This is a genomic window from Candidatus Rickettsiella isopodorum, assembly GCF_001881495.1.
GTDB lineage: Bacteria > Pseudomonadota > Gammaproteobacteria > Diplorickettsiales > Diplorickettsiaceae > Aquirickettsiella > Aquirickettsiella isopodorum.
In genome coordinates this window covers 313,259-329,586 of record NZ_LUKY01000032.1, presented here as the reverse complement: position 1 = coordinate 329,586, position 16,328 = coordinate 313,259, and the positions used below count along the sequence as shown (strand labels likewise).

At 37.8% G+C, this 16,328-nt stretch carries 17 protein-coding genes; 9 read left to right on the top strand and 8 right to left on the bottom strand.

From position 1 onward, the window contains the following. Positions 1–114: 114 nt before the first annotated feature. Together dut and A1D18_RS03675 are read left to right on the top strand one after the other, a co-directional pair. On the top strand, positions 115–573 hold the full coding sequence (dut, locus tag A1D18_RS03680) for a dUTP diphosphatase (RefSeq protein WP_071662462.1): 459 nt from the start codon (positions 115–117) through the stop codon (positions 571–573). A gap of 185 nt (positions 574–758) precedes the next feature. Then, positions 759–1,670 carry a hypothetical protein gene (locus A1D18_RS03675; RefSeq protein WP_071662461.1) on the top strand — a complete coding sequence of 304 codons (912 nt, stop codon included), beginning with the start codon at positions 759–761 and terminating at the stop codon, positions 1,668–1,670. A gap of 7 nt (positions 1,671–1,677) precedes the next feature. Here A1D18_RS03675 and A1D18_RS03670 read toward each other — a convergent pair whose 3' ends face one another. The 8 genes from A1D18_RS03670 to gatC are packed head-to-tail and all read right to left on the bottom strand — an operon-like array spanning position 1,678 to position 9,990. Next, positions 1,678–3,123 (bottom strand): NAD-dependent succinate-semialdehyde dehydrogenase, encoded by a 1,446-nt coding sequence (locus tag A1D18_RS03670; protein WP_084028718.1) that lies wholly within the window; start codon positions 3,121–3,123, stop codon positions 1,678–1,680. A 12-nt stretch (positions 3,124–3,135) separates the two neighbouring features. Then, positions 3,136–3,993, bottom strand: coding sequence for a CorC family transporter (locus A1D18_RS03665; RefSeq protein WP_071662459.1), 858 nt, complete (start codon positions 3,991–3,993; stop codon positions 3,136–3,138). Then, positions 3,974–4,447: an rRNA maturation RNase YbeY gene (gene ybeY / locus A1D18_RS03660; RefSeq protein WP_071662458.1), complete on the bottom strand. Its 474-nt coding sequence runs from the start codon at positions 4,445–4,447 to the stop codon at positions 3,974–3,976. The genes A1D18_RS03665 and ybeY overlap by 20 nt, the downstream gene beginning before the upstream one ends. Beyond that, a complete protein-coding gene (locus tag A1D18_RS03655; RefSeq protein WP_084028717.1) occupies positions 4,413–5,393 on the bottom strand; it encodes a PhoH family protein in 981 nt (326 codons plus the stop codon). Before A1D18_RS03655 ends, ybeY begins: the two co-directional genes overlap by 35 nt. Continuing rightward, entirely contained in the window at positions 5,390–6,721 is a 1,332-nt protein-coding gene (gene miaB / locus A1D18_RS03650; protein ID WP_071662456.1) for a tRNA (N6-isopentenyl adenosine(37)-C2)-methylthiotransferase MiaB, read from the bottom strand. The genes A1D18_RS03655 and miaB overlap by 4 nt, the downstream gene beginning before the upstream one ends. A gap of 9 nt (positions 6,722–6,730) precedes the next feature. Continuing rightward, positions 6,731–8,227 carry an Asp-tRNA(Asn)/Glu-tRNA(Gln) amidotransferase subunit GatB gene (gatB, locus tag A1D18_RS03645; protein WP_084028716.1) on the bottom strand — a complete coding sequence of 499 codons (1,497 nt, stop codon included), beginning with the start codon at positions 8,225–8,227 and terminating at the stop codon, positions 6,731–6,733. After that, on the bottom strand, positions 8,224–9,681 hold the full coding sequence (gene gatA, locus A1D18_RS03640; RefSeq protein WP_071662455.1) for an Asp-tRNA(Asn)/Glu-tRNA(Gln) amidotransferase subunit GatA: 1,458 nt from the start codon (positions 9,679–9,681) through the stop codon (positions 8,224–8,226). Before gatA ends, gatB begins: the two co-directional genes overlap by 4 nt. 21 nt (positions 9,682–9,702) lie before the next feature. Further along, a complete protein-coding gene (gene gatC / locus A1D18_RS03635; protein WP_071662454.1) occupies positions 9,703–9,990 on the bottom strand; it encodes an Asp-tRNA(Asn)/Glu-tRNA(Gln) amidotransferase subunit GatC in 288 nt (95 codons plus the stop codon). A gap of 227 nt (positions 9,991–10,217) precedes the next feature. On the opposite strand from gatC, the gene A1D18_RS03630 reads away from it, so the two are divergent. The 7 genes from A1D18_RS03630 (at position 10,218) to A1D18_RS03600 (ending at position 16,277) form a co-directional block, all read left to right on the top strand. Further along, on the top strand, positions 10,218–11,258 hold the full coding sequence (locus A1D18_RS03630) for a rod shape-determining protein (protein WP_071662453.1): 1,041 nt from the start codon (positions 10,218–10,220) through the stop codon (positions 11,256–11,258). 12 nt (positions 11,259–11,270) lie between these two features. Continuing rightward, positions 11,271–12,152, top strand: coding sequence for a rod shape-determining protein MreC (gene mreC / locus A1D18_RS03625; RefSeq protein ID WP_071662452.1), 882 nt, complete (start codon positions 11,271–11,273; stop codon positions 12,150–12,152). 9 nt (positions 12,153–12,161) lie between these two features. Beyond that, positions 12,162–12,647 (top strand): rod shape-determining protein MreD, encoded by a 486-nt coding sequence (gene mreD / locus A1D18_RS03620; protein ID WP_071662451.1) that lies wholly within the window; start codon positions 12,162–12,164, stop codon positions 12,645–12,647. A 113-nt stretch (positions 12,648–12,760) separates the two neighbouring features. Then, positions 12,761–13,972 carry an N-acetylmuramoyl-L-alanine amidase gene (locus A1D18_RS03615; protein WP_071662450.1) on the top strand — a complete coding sequence of 404 codons (1,212 nt, stop codon included), beginning with the start codon at positions 12,761–12,763 and terminating at the stop codon, positions 13,970–13,972. 596 nt (positions 13,973–14,568) lie between these two features. After that, positions 14,569–14,817: a hypothetical protein gene (locus A1D18_RS03610; RefSeq protein ID WP_071662449.1), complete on the top strand. Its 249-nt coding sequence runs from the start codon at positions 14,569–14,571 to the stop codon at positions 14,815–14,817. A 1-nt stretch (position 14,818) separates the two neighbouring features. Continuing rightward, entirely contained in the window at positions 14,819–15,028 is a 210-nt protein-coding gene (locus A1D18_RS03605) for a hypothetical protein (RefSeq protein ID WP_071662448.1), read from the top strand. Between the two features lie 157 nt (positions 15,029–15,185). Beyond that, entirely contained in the window at positions 15,186–16,277 is a 1,092-nt protein-coding gene (locus tag A1D18_RS03600) for a glycosyltransferase family 9 protein (protein WP_071662447.1), read from the top strand. Positions 16,278–16,328 lie beyond the last annotated feature (51 nt).

Genomic DNA, 16,328 nt, shown 5'->3' with positions numbered 1-16,328 from the left:
TTATAAAAAGTATAGGCAGTGGGGGAGGTAAATACCAGTTACACCCGACAAAATCGTTTAATAATTGTACAGTTAGATTGGGTTATAATGAGAGTCCATTTCTAATAGGATCTGATGATGCAAAATATCCAATTAAAAATTTTGGACTCCCGATTAGGTGAGGAATTTCCATTGCCGAGCTACGCCACAGAGGGATCCGCAGGATTAGATTTGCGCGCGTGTACTCAGCAGGCCATACAATTATTGCCTAACCAGACCGAGCTAATATCCACTGGTTTAGCGATTTATATTGCTCAGCCAAATTTAGCGGCTGTGATCCTGCCGCGTTCGGGTCTTGGCCATAAGCATGGTATTGTACTTGGAAATCTCATTGGTCTCATTGATTCCGATTACCAAGGCGAGTTATTCATTTCGTGTTGGAATCGCGGTCATAGTGAGTTTGCAATCCAGCCCGGAGATAGAATTGCTCAACTAATGTTTGTACCGGTCGTTAGAACACAATTTGAATTGGTTCCTGAATTTGTGCAAACCGAACGCGGCGTGGGTGGCTTTGGACATTCTGGCGTGCAATAAAGCGTTTAAAATTGTTTAGATAGAATGCTTGATAAGCTAGGATGGGAGGTTATTGCTGTATTCTATCAATAAAATTAATAGTGCATAAATATAATATGAAATATTTTGCTTGAATAATTTTATATACTGAGCAGTAAAAATTTTCTGTTAGACTACACGCCACCACTTTTTCTAATAATAAGATTATGATAACTATAACCAATAACAAAAAGCTAAGCTTATTAAATCATTTTAAAAAAATTAAATATTCAGAGCTACGGATTGTTGAATTAAAAAATTTAATTAAGGAAAATAAACTAAAAAATTTTGAACTTAAGTCTATCCAATTAAAAGCGATTCTTTTTTTGTTTCCTAAGCTCGATCGATTTAATGCCTTCAAACTTTTATTAAAACATTTTGATATTAAATTGTCTGCGCTATCTGAACTCGAAATAAAAGTACTTAGCGCTTGTTTATCCCAGGATCCGGCTTTCAATGATTTATTACCATTCGATAAAAAAAATTTTGCGGGTATTTTTCCTGCTAAACAAAATGTCAAGAGAATGACTCCCTATTCAATACCAAAAAGAACAGAAGATAAGATTTATAATCGCTGTCAATCTAATACGAATTCTAGAGAAAGTAATAACGAATCACAGGCTAAGGTCACTAAGAGGAGTCAATTATCACTCGCACAATTCAGATTATCCATTATAAAAGAGTGTTCTGAATCGACATTAAATTTTTTTAAAAGAAACGTTCAGGAATATGGTCATCAAGCCATCATTGCCTCTATGAAAATAGAAGATCTTAAAAATTTTATTAAACTTTTTCCTCCAAATGATGCCATTAAGTTCTTGAACTCTCCTTTGATGAGGGATCAGATAGAAGGCTTTCAACGACAAAATGGCCAACTATCAAAGGAATGTTATATCGATCTATTAAGTTACTTTAAACCCTATCAAAGAGATGCGGTTAAAAAATTGTTAAGACCTATTAGCCCTGTTATAAGCACGAAATTGTTAAAACTGGGGGCATTTAAAGAAAACAAAGCAAAATTTGCTTATACATTACTTCCAGACATAGTACCAAGCGATAATATGTTTAGAACAAGATAGTCTGTATTTATTCTGTATTTAAACAGATATATTTAATTTCTAAATAGTCTTCGATACCATATTTTGAGCCCTCACGCCCAATGCCAGACTGCTTGAAACCACCGAAGGGTGCGACTTCATTCGAAGCGCGCCCGGTGTTGACGCCGACGATACCATAGTCGAGTTGTTGGGCGACATGGATAACCCGATCAACTTTTTTCGTATAAAAATAAGCAGCGAGTCCATATTCAGTGGCATTGGCTAAATCGATGACTTCTTTTTCCTCAGAAAACTTAAATAATGCCGCGACAGGTCCAAAGGTTTCCTCTTTGGCAATTAACATAGTGGCTGTGCAATTTTTTAAGAGTGTCGGTTGGAAGAAACTCCCACCTAACGTATGTATTTTTCCGCCACATACCAGTTCGGCTCCTTGATGCAATGCATCGGTAATATGTTTTTCTACTTTCTTAACCGCCGCTTGATTGATCAAAGGACCTATTTGAACAGTATCTTCTAGACCATTACCTACTTTTAACTGTTGAATGGCATCAGCTAATTTTTTTGTAAAACGTTCATAAATTTTTTCATGAATATAAAAACGATTGGTGCATATACACGTTTGGCCACTATTACGGAATTTTGATGCAATAGCGCCTAGGATTGCTTGATTGATATCGGCATCATCAAAAACAATAAACGGTGCATTGCCGCCTAATTCTAGGGATATTTTTTTTACCGAATTAGCTGCTTTCTGCATTAATAATTTGCCAATAGCTGTAGAGCCAGTGAATGAAAGCTTGCGTATTGAAGAGCTGTCGGTAAAAATAGTGCCGATCAATTCAGAATTACCCGTAACGATATTAAATACACCGGGTGGTATGCCGGCTTTTTCGGCGAGTACCGCTAATGCTAAGGCTGAAAAAGGTGTTAATCCCGAAGGTTTGAGTACAATGGAACAGCCAGCGGCTAAAGCGGGTGCACATTTACGTGTGATCATGGCGTTAGGAAAATTCCATGGTGTAATAGCACCTACCACGCCTACGGATTGTTTGTTGACGAACAAATGCTGGTTGGCTAATGGTGCGGGTATGATGTCACCATAGATGCGTTTGCCTTCTTCGGAAAACCATTGGATAAAAGAGGCGCCGTAACGAATTTCTTCCTTAGCTTCTCTAATGGGTTTTCCTTGCTCTATCGTGAGCAACCGCGCTAAATCGTCGATATTTTCTAAAATAAGTGTGTACCAACGATAGAGTAATTCGCCACGTTCTACGGCGGTTTTTGATCGCCACATCGGCCAGGCTGCGGCGGCGGCGGCGATGGCATCAAGTACGTTTGCTGTTTCTAAATCAGGAACCGTTCCAATGTTTTCCTCGGTAGCAGGATTGTTAACTTGGATAGTTTTTTTTGCATGGATCCATTTTCCATTAATAAAACAACTTTGCTGAAACAGCGAAGCATTATTTAATTTCATATGGAGCATTCCCTAGTTGGTTTTTTCAATATTGACTTGCAATAGACGAATAAGACGATTATCAGCACGTAAAACTTTAAATCGAAAAGGATGAATAGTCGTACTGGCGCCGCGTTTCGGTAAATAACCAAAACGATTCGCGATGACTCCACCGATGGTATCAAATTGATCGGTCGCTAAATGAGAATTAAAAAAATCATTAAAATCCTCAATGGGCATCATGGCTTTGACAATAAATTGATTAGGATTTTGTTCTTGTATAAAAACTTCCTCATTAGCATCATATTCATCTTCAATTTCACCCACAATTTCTTCTAAAACATCTTCAATAGTCACTAGACCAGATACGGCACCATATTCGTCAACGACAATAGCCATATGATAATGTTTATGTTGAAATTCTTCGAGTAAACTGTTTAAGCGTTTACTTTCCGGTATAAACACCACAGGGCGTAAGATATCACGGATATCAAAACTGTCTTGATGGTCTAATGGATTGAATTTGAGCAAGTCCTTTGCCAATAATAAACCAATAACACGTCGTTCATCATTAATAACCGGGAAACGCGAATGACCCGATTCGATAACGATAGGAAGTAAGGTTGCTAAATTAGCCTTTTCGGAAATAATGGTAATTTTGGCATGAGGAACCATAATATCTCTGACATGGATGTCAGAGATTTGTAATACGCCTTCAAGCATTTTGAGCGCCTGTGAGTTGAGTAGGTTGCGCTGGCGTGAGTAATGCAATAATTCTATCAGTTGTTTTCTATTTTTAGGACCTTGCTTGAAAGCTTGATGAACACGAGTGAGCCAGGGCTGACGATTTTTTTTTATCTTAAGTTTATCGTCAGATGTAGGGGTTTTCATAACCTAATTCCTTTAATAATTGAATTTCTATGGTTTCCATTTGGGTGGCCTCTTTGTTATAAATATGATCATAACCGATCAAATGTAAACAACCATGAATAACCAGATGTGCCCAATGGGCTAAGCGGGTTTTTGCTTGTTGTTTAGCTTCTTGATTAACCAGCATGGCGCATATGACTAAATCGCCTAGAAACGGTGAGGAAATTTTAGGTGGCGGCTCAAAAGGAAATGATAAGATATTAGTAGGTCCTTTTTTATGTCGATAAAAGTTATTCAGCTCAGCACTTTCTTTTTTACTAACAAGCCGTATATTCACTGCGCTACTTCCAATTTTATTTGAGAACGCTTTGTTTACCCATTGTTGCAGGAAATAACGACTAGGAATAAAAGTGTGACTAGTAACAGTTTGTATCGTGATTTTAATGCGCTTTTCTTTGGCTTTCGTTTTGCGCATAAGCTTGTAGTATGGCTTGTACCAATGTATGTCTGACAATATCTTGCATTTGAAATTCAGTAAAGCTGATACCCTTTATTTTTTTTAAAATATTTAAACAATGACACAGACCTGATTCTAGGCCACGCGGTAAATCGGTTTGTGTAGTATCACCACTCACAACCACTTTGGAATTAAAACCGATGCGTGTCAAAAACATTTTCATTTGTTCTTTCGTGGTATTTTGAGCTTCATCCAAAATAATAAAGGCATCATTTAATGTACGTCCACGCATATAAGCTAAAGGAACGACTTCAATAATGTGTTGTTCGACGAGTTGCATCACTAATTCAAAACCGAGCATATCATTCAATGCATCATAAAGGGGGCGAAAGTAGGGATCGAGTTTTTGCGAAAAATCACCCGGTAAAAAACCTAGCTTTTCACCCGCTTCAACGGCGGGTCTAACGAGTATGACTCGGCTAATTTGTTCTTTCTCTAGCGCGGATACTGCGCAAGCGACAGCCAAGTAAGTTTTACCGGTTCCCGCAGGGCCTAAACCAAAATTTATATCGTGATTTAAAATACGATCGATATAAAGTGCTTGATTTGGGCTATGAGGTTTGATAGGCCCACGTTTAGTTGGAATCACAATACCAGGTGTTTGAAGGGGCTTTAGTGTCATATTCGGATCAGTTTGAGCGGTTTGCAAGACGAGATGAATAGTATTCGACGTGAGTGTGTGTTTTTTTGTGCCGGTTTCTGCGTAAAGATGGTGTAAAACTTTAGCGGCAACTTCAACAGCAGAGTTAGGGCCGTTAATTTGAAAGTCATGACCACGATTATAAATGCAAACGTTGAGTTTTTGCTCAATTTGACGTAAATGCTGATCAAAGGGACCACAAAGATTCGCTAAACGATGATTATCTTCGGGCATGAGTTGAAAAGTATAAGCTTGAGTATTCAATTTACTATTAATTCTCCTCGTAAAGAGTTTCTTAATACCTCAGTAATAGTAATAGGAACTAATTGACCTATTAAGCGCGCGTGACCTCTGAAGTTAACCACACGGTTATTTTCTGTACGCCCTTGAAATTCCTCTTTATTTTTCTTAGAAGGACCTTCAACCAATATTTGATGGACCTTACCGCACATTTTTTTACTTAGGGCCTGTCCTTGAAATACTAGGAGATTTTGGAGGATCTGTAAACGTTGTTTTTTTACGAGGGGAGATACATCATCTGGAAGTTCTGCTGCCGGCGTACCAGGTCGGCGACTGTAAATAAAACTAAATGAATGATCAAAACCTATAGATTCGACTAAATTAAGAGTGGCTTGAAAGTCTGCTTCAGTTTCTCCAGGAAAGCCAATAATAAAATCTGAAGAAATAGCAATATTGGGTCGAACTTTGCGTAATTTACGAATTTTAGACTTAAATTCTAGTGAGGTATAACCACGCTTCATCGCCGCTAAAACTCGATCGGAGCCACTTTGCACCGGTAAATGTAAATGATCGGCTAATTTTGGTACATCGGCATACGCTTGAATTAAACGTTCTGAAAATGCTAAGGGGTGAGAGGTAGTAAATCGTATACGCAAAATAGGGTCTATTGTGGCGATATAGCGTATTAAATCCGCTAAGTCGGCTATGCCGCCTTCATGGCGAGGACCTTGATAATCATTAACATTTTGTCCTAATAAGGTAATTTCACGGACACCTTGTTCACCGAGTTGTACAATTTCTGCGAGAACATCATCTAGAGGGCGACTAATTTCTTCACCTCGTGTGTAAGGAACGACACAAAAGCTACAATATTTATTACATCCTTCCATGATAGAGACATAGGCGCGGGGACCTTCAGCTCGTGGAGCGGGTAAGTGATCAAATTTTTCGATTTCAGGAAAAGAAATATCAACCACAGTTTGCTTTTTCTTTAAAACTTGATTGATCATATCCGGAAGTCGATGCAAAGTCTGAGGCCCAAATACAATGTCTACAAAAGGCGCGCGTTGAATAATACCGGCGCCTTCTTGACTCGCGACGCAGCCACCTACAGCGATGATGATATGAGCTCGCAAGGCTTTAATTTTACGCCATTGTCCTAGCTGGGAATAAACTTTTTCTTGCGCTTTTTCACGAATAGAACAGGTATTTAAGACGATGACGTCTGCTTCGTTTGGATCCTTAGTCAAGATTAAGCCATGAGAATGAGATAAGAGGTTGTATAGACTTTCTGAATCATACGCATTCATTTGGCAACCATGCGTCTCAATGTAAATTTTTTGTAATAACATAAAGTTTCTTTACTGATCGAGTTTTTCTTTTAATAAATGATTTAATTGTTGAGGGTTTACTTTACCACCTGAAGCTTTCATGACTTGACCCACAAAAAAACCAAATAGTTTATTTTTTCCAGATCGATAGTCAGCTAATTGTTCAGGATATTTTATTAAAATCTCATCAATAATTCTCAAGATGGCGGTTTGATCCGTAATTTGTTGTAGATTTTTTTCTTGAATGATTTTATCAGTGGTTTTGTTGCTGCTCCATAATTCTTCAAACACGTTTTTGGCGATATTGCTAGAAATCGTGTTGTCAGCAATTCGTTGCAATAGAGTAGCTAATCGTTTGGCACTAATGGGAGATTCAATAATGGTGAAATTTGATTTATTTAGAGCGGCTGCAAGTTCTCCCATGATCCAATTGACGGCTAATTTAGCGGGAACATTTTCTTTAACAACCTCTTCAAAATAGTTAGCTAATTCGCAAGTAGCTGTCAGTAAACTCGCATCATAAGCACTTAACTTATAGTCTGTTTGAAAGCGAGCTAATTTTTTTTGTGGTAATTCAGGTAAAGTTTGATAGAGTGTTTCAATAAAATCAGCATTGATAAAGACAGGACATAAATCCGGGTCGGTAAAATAGCGATAATCTTTCGCATCCTCTTTACTGCGCATGGGGCGAGTTTCTTGTTTATCGGTGTCATATAAACGGGTTTCTTGGTCAATGTGGCCACCGTTTTCTAAAACCGCAATTTGGCGTTCAATTTCATATTGAATCGCTTTTTCTATAAAACGAAACGAATTTAGATTTTTAATTTCGACGCGTTTTCCTAGTTGTTTTTGGTTAGCTCTACGTACAGAGACATTGGCATCGCAGCGAAATGAGCCTTCTTGTAAATTACCATCAGAGATATCCAAGTAACGAACCAAGGTATGTAATGTTTTAAGATAGATAACCGCTTCTTTGGGTGAAGTTAAATCGGGTTCTGAAACAATTTCTAATAAAGGAGTTCCGGCACGATTCAGATCGATGCCCGTCATATTTTCAAATCCCTCATGTAGCGATTTTCCAGCGTCTTCTTCTAAATGAGCGCGCGTAATACGAATAATTTTTTGTTCTCCATTTTCTAAGACTATCGTTAAGTGTCCAGGGCCGACAATAGGATTTTCATGCTGACTAATTTGATAGCCTTTAGGCAAATCAGGGTAAAAATAATTTTTACGTGAGAAAATTGAATAATGAGGGATGTCTGCTTGGATACTTAAACCAAATTTAATGGCCATATTCACGGCTTCTGCATTTAAAACGGGTAGTACACCCGGTAAAGCTAAATCGATTGCGCACGCTTGTGTATTGGGTTCAGCGCCATAGGCGGTTGCTGCCCCTGAAAAAAGCTTTGATAGTGTGGATAATTGAACGTGAACTTCAAGTCCTATAACAGATTCCCATGCATCAGCAGGTTTTTCAGGCTCGACTTTGCTATTTTTTGATGATTTTTTGTGTATAGCCGAGGTCATAGATTAAAACTCTCCGGTACTTTTTGATGCCAATCGGTCGCTTGTTGATAACGATGTGCGGCATTCAATAATTTTGCTTCAGTAAAAGGTCGGCCAATGAGTTGCATCCCTAAGGGAAGTCCATCAAGAAAGCCTACTGGAATTGAAACAGCAGGTAGGCCTGCTAAATTGATAGCGATCGTGTAAATATCGGATAAATACATACTCACCGGGTCGTTGGTTTTTTCACCTAGTTTGAATGCAGTTGTTGGTGTGGTAGGTCCTAATAAGATATCAACCTGCTGAAAAGCTTCTTTAAATTCTTGAATTAAAAGAGCGCGAATTTTTTGTGCTTTAGCGTAATAAGCATCATAAGATCCAGCGGATAAGACATAAGTACCCATCAACAGCCGTCTTTTTACTTCATTACCAAATCCTTCACCGCGGGTTCTTTCATAAAGATCTTTTAAATCAGTCGGATTATTACAGCGATAACCGTAACGCACACCATCATAACGAGCAAGATTGGAAGAACATTCAGCGGATGCAATAATATAATAAAGCGGAATAACTAAATGACAGTTAGGTAAACTGACGCTACTCACTTTTGCGCCTAATTTTTCATAGAGCTTAATAGCGGCTTGGATGGTTGCTGCAACTTTAGGATCAAGATCTTGCGAAAAATATTCTTTTGGCAAACCAATTTTTAAGCCTTCGAGAGAATCATTCAATGTCAATAAATAGTTGGGAACCGGCTGGTCGATGCTTGTAGAATCTTTTTCATCAAAACCTGCCATGGCATTCATTAGGAGCGCGGCATCTTCAGCGGTCTGTGTCATTGGACCGGCTTGATCTAAGCTAGAGGCAAAGGCAATAAGCCCATAGCGTGAAACCCGGCCATAAGTGGGTTTAAGTCCAGTAAGATTGCATAGTGCAGCGGGTTGTCTTATGGAACCTCCCGTATCGGTACCTGTGGCGGCAGGCGTTAATCGAGCAGCAACGGCAGCACTCGAACCACCAGAAGATCCGCCGGGTACACGCGAGATATCCCAAGGGTTTTTTACTGCACCATAAAAACTATTTTCATTGGATGAGCCCATAGCAAACTCATCCATATTAGTTTTCCCTAATAGCACGGTCCCTGCTTGATTCAGCCGATTGACCAATGTTGCGTCATAGGGAGGAATAAAATTATCTAACATTTTAGATGCGCAACTGGTTTTAATGCCTGTCGTGCAAAAAATATCTTTATGTGCAAAAGGAATCCCAGTCAAAGGCCCCGCACTGCCATTTTGATGTTGTCGATCAGCCTGTTTGGCTTGCTCTAGCGCTACAGTGGGTGTGATCGTAATAAAACTGTTTAAGGTTTTATCATATTTATCGATACGCGCTAAAAAATGTTGGGTTAACTCTGTGCTTGATATTTTTTTGGCTCGAAGGGCGGTAGATAACTCAGCGAGCGTATGGTTATGCATAGTTGTTAATCTCTTCTAAAGTTATTCTAAAACAAGGGGGACGCAATAGAGTCCTGCTTCTGTAGAGTCAGTGAGTTGTTGAAAATCTTTTCTATGTACAATCTCAGTGATTTTATCAGGACGTAAGCGTTGAGTGATGCCAAAAGGATGAGCGACGGGCTGTACCGAGACAGTATCGACCGCATCCATTTGACTGGCTAGCTTAAAAATGTCTTGTAGACTGATTAAGTATCGAGTAGCTTCCTTAGGATCGATTTGTATCCTAGCGAGATCAGCAATTTTATTAACATTTTCAAGTGTAATCACCATAGCGAACAAAACTCCAAATCTAAAATACTATAAAAAGCTCGGTATTATACCTATTACGCTTAAATTTGCGAATCTGAAAATATTATGTTGAAGTGACTCCAGACTTTCTGCGATTTTATTTTTCCTATCTTGTCAGGTTGCTTGCATAAAATCTTCTAGATTTGCTAAAGTGCTTAGGCACACACTATATTGTGTAGGTAAACGCTCATACGTAGGTGGTCAACTTTATGCTAAGCAAATTCCGCGGTTTATTTTCTAAAGACATTTCCATCGATTTAGGCACGGCCAATTCATTAATTTATGTTCGTGGCGAAGGAATTGTCCTTAATGAACCATCTGTAGTCGCTATTCGTTTAGAAGACGGAAATCAGCGCCGTGTACTTGCGGTAGGCTGGGAAGCTAAGCGCATGTTAGGCCGTACTCCCGGTAATATTAATGCGATACGCCCCTTAAAAGATGGAGTCATCGCTGATTTTTATGTCACTGAGAAGATGTTGCAGCATTTTATTAGCAAAGTCCATCAAAATCGTTTTTTACGTCCTGCTCCTCGAATTCTGGTTTGTGTACCCTGTGGATCAACGCAAGTTGAGCGTAGAGCGATTCGTGAATCGGCTTTAGGTGCCGGTGCTAGAGAGGTTTATTTGATCGAAGAACCGATGGCAGCGGCTATTGGTGCAGGCATGCCCGTTGACGAAGCGCGTGGATCATTAGTGGTGGATATTGGAGGTGGAACTACTGAAGTGGCTGTCATTTCTTTAGGTGGCGTGGTTTATTCTCAATCCGTGCGTATTGGTGGTGATCGTTTCGATGAAGCGATTGTCAATTATGTTCGACGTAGTTATGGAAGTTTAATTGGTGAACCTACCGCCGAACGAATTAAGCACGAAATTGGTACCGCTTTTTCTCTGTCTGAAGTACGCGAAATTGAAGTACGCGGGCGTAATATCTCAGAAGGCGTTCCTAGAGCTTTTGTTTTGAATAGCAATGAAATTTTAGAAGCGTTGCAAGAACCTTTAGCCAATATTATTGGTGCCATTCGTACTGGATTAGAGCAAACGCCACCTGAATTAGCGGCTGATATTTCAGAAAGAGGAATGGTTTTGACGGGTGGCGGTGCCTTATTAAGAAATTTAGATCGTCTAATTACTGAAGAAACCGGTATGCCTGTCGTCGTAGCAGAAGATCCATTAACCTGCGTTGCGCGGGGTGGTGGTCGTGCACTCGAGATTATCGATGAAATGGGTGGGGATTTTTTAGTCAAAGATTAGCAGGTAAGCGCTATTAAACTATTATTTAACCGTGGAAAAACCTCTTTAGGGTTAAGGCTAGTTTTTTTTGTTCTTTTATCGCTATTACTTATTTTATTGGATTATCATCATTATTTACCGTCACTGCGGCGCACCTTAAATAACGTTGTGGCACCTTTGCAATACATGGTTGATGCCCCGGTGCAATTATTTCACACTATCAGCAGCAACTTTGTAACGCGACAAAAAATTCAATCTGAAAATGCCGTTTTACGTACGCAGCAAGTATTATTACAAGCTCGATTGCAACGTTATGCCGCTTTAGAAAGTGAAAATAGGCAATTGAACCAATTATTAGCTGCGACTGAACATCTCAAAAAGCAGCATGTTCGTTTGGCACGATTATTACTGGTTAATGCCGATCCTTTACTTAACGAAGTAATCGTCGATAAAGGACAATCGGATGGGGTCAGAGTAGGTCAACCGGTATTGGATGCCAATGGGGTGATGGGTCAAGTCATCAGTGTAGATTTTTTAAGTAGTCGTGTGCTATTACTGACCGATTTTCGTAGTGCAATTCCTGTCCAAGATGTACGTAGCGATGCCCGTGGAATTTTAGTGGGAAGAGGACGGCTCGCAAAACTTTTATTAAAAGATATTCCCGGTACAGTGGATATTAAAGTGAATGATCTATTAGTGACTTCTGGCTTAGGAGGACGTTACCCAGCCGGCTATCCTGTCGGTGTCGTTAGTGCGATTAATACGAATGTTGCAACACAATTTGCGAGTATACAAGTTGATCCGAGTGCCCAATTAAATAGAAATCGGCCGGTTTTATTAATTTCGTCAGTCAATACACCCACTTCTGAAATTAATTCGAAGGCTAAAATACTTTCACGCGCGGTTAAAAAATAGGATAGCAGAATGAAACCACTTTATTTTTCTACCTTATTGCTCATTGCGATTAGCTTTTTTGCAGCGATAATTCTGAATATTATTCCTTTACCTCCTGTTTTAGCATTATTTTTTCCTTTATGGTTACCCTTAGTCTTAATTTATTGGATCATGGTATTGCCGGAGCATATTCATTTTACTTTAGCCTGGATACTCGGATTATTTATAGATGTGCTATATGGTAGCTGCTTGGGCGAACATAGTTTGGCTTTATGTGTGGTTGCTTATTTGGCTTACCGTTTTCATTTGCAATTTCGGATGTTCCCATTGCTGCAACAACTATTATTTATCTTTGTTGTGTTAATGATCTATCAAATGATACTTATTTGGATACACGCTTGGCTTGGATTTCCGGTTGATTTTCGCTGGGCTTGGATATCTTTATTAATGAGTGCTTTAGTCTGGCCATTGATGGGTAATGTACTAAGAATAAACCCTTTAGATATGCGCCATTAATTTTTAAATATAAAAAGTTAATTGGTTAATTTTATTCAAAATATTTTTTTATTTATATTAAGAAAAATATTTAGTAAAATATAATTTGAATTAAAGTAAAAATGGAAATATTTATGAAAGAAAAATTTATACCGGCGGATAAACAAAATTTTGATAGACACCAACGATTTATCATATTGCATTATACCGTTTTAGAAGAAAAGGACTCCATAGAAACATTAACTCGCGGCGGTGTTGGCGCACACTTTTTAATTCCAAAACAATCCTTTAAAGAGGGAGAAGAATCCTTTGATTATTATCAATTTGTAGATATAAACAATCGTGCTTGGCATGCCGGTATCAGTGAATTTGCGGGTAGACGTGGTTTAAATGATACGTCAATAGGGATAGAAATCGTTAATTATGGTTATGGTTTAGTCCAAGATTCTGGAGAAGTATTATTTACCTATCAAGTTGAGAATCAACTTAAAGAATTTATTGTTGAAACTTTAAAAAAAGAGGATGAAAGTTTATATCAGCTTTTAGAAAAAGAACAATTATTCACTGCGTTTTTATCTGACATGACACGCGGTTTAGTGCCGCCGACTGATCGTGAAGTTTATAAAGAACAGGTTTCGCAAGATTTGATAAGTAAATATAAAACGTTAACTGAAGAATGGCGAAAAACTAACGATGTTTTTCTTCCTATTGAACAAGAACAACTTTATCAATTAGAAAAGGAAGGGAAGCTTAAGTGGGATGAATATACCGATCACCAAATTGATACACTGGTCGATCTGATTAAAGGAATTCAAGAGCAAATAACAATCAAAGATGAAAAAGCAGTTTATTACCAAATAGCTCCTCAGTTTATAACAGGTCATGTTGATATTGCACCAGGTAGAAAGACGGATCCTGGCACACGTTTGTGGAAAAAATTAGCGGATCGAGAGATAGGCGCATGGCCTAATGAAGAGCAAGTATCAGCTATTGAGCAGGAAATTTACATTGAGCAAGGAATTGATTATAAATGGATACAAAATAATCTACGACATTATGGATATAAAATAGAGGTGACAGGTCAATTAGATCTCCAAACCAAAGATGTCATCAGAGCATTTCAAATGCATTTTGAACCTGAAAACTATTCGGGAGAACCTAGTGTAAAAACGATAAGCATCTTAGAAGCATTAATTAAAAAATATTACCCAAGCCAGCAATCGGATTATCCTCGTTCTTTTATTTCATCCAGTGTAAAAAAAAGTAATTTCTTTTCCGGTAAAGGGAGTGATGCAAATTCTGAAACAAATCCAACGACTCCCTTTAATTGTTGCGTAATTAGTTAGCAAGCCTTATTACTATTATCCGGTTGACCCTTTTAAATGGTCAACCGGATTTCTTTTTAAGTAGCTATTTTTTTATCTAGCAAGCGCATTGTTTACTATTTCTTATGATTAATAATTTGCTTATCCGCGCGTAACTAGTTGTATAAGCTGTGAAAAAGCCCTTGAAAACTTGTGGATAATGCAATCTTTTGCTAAAGTTGTTATACGTGATTGTATAAAATAACGTAAGTAAAATAGATATATACTATATATTGTTGTTTTAAAAATTATAACCACTATATTTAGTGAAGCTTATTTTATTACTTATGCATCAAAATTTTTAGAAAAAAACGAATGTTTCAAAAATCTTACCAATAAAAGATTAACTTAAGTCAAATATTAAAAACAATATTCACCGTAATCGTGTTTTGGGCAATGCCGTGAAAAAAATGACGAGTTGGCGGCAACACAGACAAAAATTCAAGTGAAAAAGAGTAATTATTAAAAGCATACTGAGTATCGATTGAGTATCTAGATTGCTTTAATCCAATAAAATTAATGTCATCTAATTAAAAAATTAACTAGCAATCTAAAGAAAATGGTTCCAAGGGGGATATATGTTTAGTAAAGCTAGTAATAAGCGCAGTTTATTAAGCTATTCAGGAAATGCAGCATTCAAAAAACGTATTGCACCAAAAATAGCAGCTCATATTGAAAAACCAATAGATGTTTCTTTAAGCGGAGAAGATGCCTGTTTAAATAAGTGGTTGATGGAAAATCTCAGTACGATTCTACCCATACACATCACTTTAGCGACGGGTCGGCCCTCAAAGAGGCTTGCAAAATTCTATCCTAAAAAGGCTTAATATGAGTAAAGTAAAGATAATATTATCTGACGGTACAGAATTTGAGCACGATTTTGGATGTAATAATCATTATGCCGAGATGTTTCAAATTATTCGTGAAATAATTGGTATTGATTCTCGAGTAAAATGGTTTAAAGATATAAAAGATGAATTTTATAATATACAATGTTTTGGCGATGTAAAAATCGATATTTCTAAAGATAATCCTTAAGCATTATAAATTATATAATCATTAATGTTTTCTTTTATTTGATAGAGTTGAATTAACTATTCAAGGAATGGATGTTTGATTGCGAAGTCAAACGGATTGGATTTTTATTTTTCTCTCCATACGATTTGCATAGCAAATCCCAGTATTTGTAAAGGATATGCTCAATTTACCGCCAAGAAGCCTTCTAATTATTTGTATTCGCCGCATTGGGGATGTTTTACTCGTTACTCCTTTAATTCGAACCTTTAAACGTCATTGGCCAGAAGCTAAGATTGATCTTTTGGTCTTTAAAGGGACTGAATCGATACTCAACGCCAATCCCGATATACAAAATATTATTACCATTGAAGAACATGCTGATTTTTATCAGCATTGCCAGTTAATAAAAAAAATTTTTCGCGCTTATGACATGGCGGTATCTACATTGCCTGGAGATAAAGCTAACTTATACGCTTTTGTTGCTTCGAAATATCGTTTAGGCATGTTAGGTGCGGATAAAAGTCGTTGGTGGAAACAGCGTTTACTCTCGGAAACGGTAGAGTTTGATAACATTGCTACGCATACCGTATTAATGAATTTACGTTTGGCAGAAGTTTTACAGTTAAATCCTTACGCAGAGATTGTTATCACTTGGCAGGAAAAAGATAGGCAGAAAGTAAGCCAACTCGTTGATATCAATAAAAAATTAGCTATTTTACACCTACAGCCTAAATTTTCTTACAAGGAATGGATTAAAGAAGGTTGGATAGGCGTCGCTACCTGGTTATTGCAAGTCGGCTATACGGTGGTTTTAACTGGAGATAAAAATGAATTAGAAAAAAAAATGGCAGCCGAACTAATCGATAGCTTACCAGAAGGCGCTATTAATAGGGTGGGTTACTTAAATTTGAATCAACTTGGTTTTTTATTGAGTCAGGCTAAAATTTATATTGGTCCGGACACCGTAGTAACGCACATGGCGGCGGCTCTAGGCGTTCCAACGATGGCGTTATTTGGTCCAAGTAATCCAGTAAAATGGGGTCCTTGGCCCAAAGCTTGGACATTAAGCAATCCATTTGTTCGAGTTGGATCGCAACATAGAAATAATGTTTATTTAATGCAAGGTTCAGGCGTTTGCGTCCCTTGCTTTCAAGAAGGTTGTGAGCAACATATTCGAAGTCATAGTCGTTGTTTAGAAAATTTAACTGCTCAGCAAGTGATTAATAAAGTCAGAATTTTAATTAATTATCCGGATATATCTTCAGTTTAAACCACCTTTTATCTTTGCTTTCTGTGATATAAAAATGAAGACTGCAGTTGG